General features: G+C 62.3%; 4 protein-coding genes and 1 pseudogene. 2 read left to right on the top strand and 3 right to left on the bottom strand.

The features are described 5' to 3' along the window. Window positions 1-642: pseudogene (locus EOA49_RS31340) on the top strand (acetyl-CoA carboxylase biotin carboxylase subunit); the annotation flags it as partial. Between the two features lie 23 nt (window positions 643-665). Further along, complete coding sequence (gene aat, locus EOA49_RS31335) at window positions 666-1,283, top strand: leucyl/phenylalanyl-tRNA--protein transferase (RefSeq protein WP_095824710.1); 618 nt, start codon at window positions 666-668, stop codon at window positions 1,281-1,283. A 9-nt stretch (window positions 1,284-1,292) separates the two neighbouring features. On the opposite strand, the gene EOA49_RS31330 is transcribed toward aat, so the two are convergent. The 3 genes from EOA49_RS31330 to EOA49_RS31320 form a co-directional block, all read right to left on the bottom strand. Next, window positions 1,293-1,676, bottom strand: a complete 384-nt coding sequence (locus tag EOA49_RS31330) for a hypothetical protein (protein WP_127241950.1) — start codon at window positions 1,674-1,676, stop codon at window positions 1,293-1,295. A gap of 69 nt (window positions 1,677-1,745) precedes the next feature. Then, complete coding sequence (locus EOA49_RS31325; protein WP_095824712.1) at window positions 1,746-2,312, bottom strand: DUF2155 domain-containing protein; 567 nt, start codon at window positions 2,310-2,312, stop codon at window positions 1,746-1,748. Between the two features lie 115 nt (window positions 2,313-2,427). Continuing rightward, a complete protein-coding gene (locus EOA49_RS31320) occupies window positions 2,428-2,826 on the bottom strand; it encodes an NADH:ubiquinone oxidoreductase subunit NDUFA12 (protein WP_067321589.1) in 399 nt (132 codons plus the stop codon). Window positions 2,827-2,828 lie beyond the last annotated feature (2 nt).

Here is a 2,828-nt window from a genome sequence, read left to right as displayed (position 1 = left end):
CACCAGAAGGTGTGGGAGGAAGCGAACTCACCGGCCCTCAACGCCGAGGAACGTGCGCGCATCGGCGGCATCTGCGCCAAGGCGATCGCCGATCTTGGCTATTCCGGCGCCGGCACGATCGAATTCCTCTACGAGAACGGTGAATTCTATTTCATCGAGATGAACACACGCCTGCAGGTCGAGCATCCGGTGACCGAAGCGATCACCGGCATCGACCTCGTGCATGAACAGATCCGTGTCGCCTCCGGCGGCGGACTGTCGGTCAAGCAGGAAGACATCAAGTTCAACGGCCACGCCATCGAGTGCCGCATCAACGCCGAGGATCCGCGCACGTTCACGCCGTCGCCCGGTACGATCACGCATTTCCACACGCCGGGCGGCCTCGGCATCCGCGTCGATTCCGGCGTCTATTCCGGCTACCGGATCCCGCCCTATTACGACAGCCTGATCGGTAAGCTGATCGTGCATGGGCGCAACCGCGTCGAATGCATGATGCGGCTGCGCCGGGCGCTCGACGAATTCGTCGTCGACGGCATCAAGACGACGCTGCCGCTGTTCCGCGACCTCGTCGGAAATCCGGATATCGCCAACGGCGATTACGACATCCACTGGCTTGAGAAATATTTGGCCAAGGAGGAATAGGATCTTGCGGTTATAATGGCGCAATGACTCGTCCCTACGCGCCCGGCTACCGCATCCCGACCGACCTGCTGCTGAAAGCCTATGCCTCGGGCGTGTTCCCGATGGCAGAGAGCGCCACCGACCCGGAAGTGTTCTGGGTGCGGCCGGAGACGCGCGGCATCATCCCGCTCGACGGATTCCACACGCCGCGCAGTCTGAAGAAGACGATCCGCAGGCACCCTTTCGACATCCGCTACGATTTCGACTTCGAGGCGACGATCGACGGCTGCGCGGAAAGGCGCGACGAGCGCCGCTCGACCTGGATCAACGCGCCGATCCGCGAAGCCTATGTCGAGCTCTATCGGCTGGGCCACTGCCATTCCGTCGAGGCGTGGCGCGAGGGCCGGCTGGCCGGCGGTCTCTATGGGGTGTCACTCGGGCGCGTCTTCTTCGGCGAAAGCATGTTCGCCCGGGAAACCGACGCCTCGAAGACCTGCCTCTATTATCTCGTCGAGCGGCTGAACGAACGCCGCTTCGCGCTCCTCGACACGCAGTTCACCACCGAGCACCTGAAGCGCTTCGGCGCCATCGACGTGCCGCGCAGCCGCTACGAAAAAATGCTGGCCGAGGCCCTGAAGGGCGAAGCGGTCTTTTATCCCTGAGGTAAGCGGTCACCCGCTCGCAGTTTCAATTGGCGTCTGGGAATGAAACATCATCTTCCAGCCATCGGCGCGATGAACATAGCCGGTGCTGACGAGAGCGGCATACGGCTCGCCGTTTTCCCGCGTCGCGCGCGCCTCGTAGGTTAGCATGACGATATCGCTGCCGGGTTCGACCATGCCTTTCAGCCGAATGTCGAGATCGCGCCAGCGATTGGGCTCGGTGGCGGTCTTGGCCAGATCGGCATTGGTCATCGCCTGCGCCATCTCCGGAAAGGCGACGAGGCAATCCACATCGGCGTGGGCCGCGAAATATGCGGAATCGCCGGTCCAGAAGCCTTTCTCGATATCGAGAAGCTCTTTCTTGCTGGCAGTGATCGGCCTGATCGTTGCCATGGAAATCTCCCGTCGCCATCACCGTTTATCCAACGGATTGCGAAAAAGAGGGTTCCGAGAGTTCCGAGATCAGTTCGTGTCTGTGGTGTCGGCGCCATCCGGCGCGGGCGCCGCGTCCGACGGCTCAGGCGCTGCCTCGGCTGGCGGCTTCGGCTTGGCGGCATTCGTCTTCGGCTTGCCCGTATCGGCCTTGGCGGCGGTCGGCGGCGGCACGTCCGATTTTTGCTTGCAGCCCTTCAGCCAGACGTCATAGACGGCGTGCTCGACCGCGTTGAGACCGGGGCTTTCGGCGAACATCCAGCCGGTAAAGATACGGCGGATCTTGCGATCGAGCGTGATCTCGTCGACCTCGACGAAGGAATCGGTCTTCGGCTGTTCGGTCTCAGGCCGAGAGTAGCAGACGCGCGGCGTCACCTGCAGGGCGCCGAACTGCACCGTCTCGTCGATATAGACGTCGAAGGTGATGATGCGGCCGGTGATCTTGTCGATGCCGGCGAATTCGGCGACCGGATTGGTGATGCGGTCGGAAACCGCCGGCGCCGCCGGTGTCTGCGCGGCGGCGAACCCTGCCGTCGAGGCAGCCAGAACGGACGCTGCCGCGAACAGTCCCGTCGAGAGTCGGCCGAAAGAGTTCATGCAGGGATACCGGTGGTTGCGCCCGGGTGATTCTCTAATCGCCCAAGGCTAGTCAGGGCTGCGCTATCAGCAAGCAGCTAAACGCCAATTGTGGCGACAAAAGACCGAAACGCGTTTACGAACCGGGCGTCCAAGCGTCGTAGTCGCCGGTGACTTGCGGGCGATGCTGGTTGGTCAGAATGGAACCTTGCGGGCGATAGGCGCCCGGCGTTCCTGTGAGGTTGGGACGGTGCGGCTTCTGCCAATCACGAGCCTTATAGCTTTCGCTCGACGGAGGCGTGTCGACGCGATGATGCATCCAGCCATGCCATCCCGGAGGGATCTTCGAGGCTTCGGAATAGTCACGATAGATGACCCAGCGGCGGGTGCGACCTTCCGAATCGATGCCGCCCTCGTAATAGACGTTGCCGACCTCGTCCTCGCCGACCTTGTTGCCGAAGCGCCAGGTGTGGAAGCGCGTGCCAAGCGTCTGGCTGTTCCACCAGGTGAAAAACTGCAGCAGGAAAGTCTTCATCC

This window comes from Mesorhizobium sp. M1A.F.Ca.IN.020.04.1.1 (assembly GCF_003997315.1).
GTDB lineage: Bacteria > Pseudomonadota > Alphaproteobacteria > Rhizobiales > Rhizobiaceae > Mesorhizobium.
This window is presented reverse-complemented; position numbering and strand designations above follow the sequence as displayed.

What these genes read in the sequence shown, in the direction of transcription:
- aat (WP_095824710.1), top strand. Translation starts at nt 666, where the DNA reads ATGACTCGTCCCTACGCGCCCGGCTACCGCATCCCGACCGACCTGCTG.
- EOA49_RS31330 (WP_127241950.1), bottom strand. Translation starts at nt 1,676, where the DNA reads ATGGCAACGATCAGGCCGATCACTGCCAGCAAGAAAGAGCTTCTCGAT.
- EOA49_RS31325 (WP_095824712.1), bottom strand. Translation starts at nt 2,312, where the DNA reads ATGAACTCTTTCGGCCGACTCTCGACGGGACTGTTCGCGGCAGCGTCC.
- EOA49_RS31320 (WP_067321589.1), bottom strand. Translation starts at nt 2,826, where the DNA reads ATGAAGACTTTCCTGCTGCAGTTTTTCACCTGGTGGAACAGCCAGACG.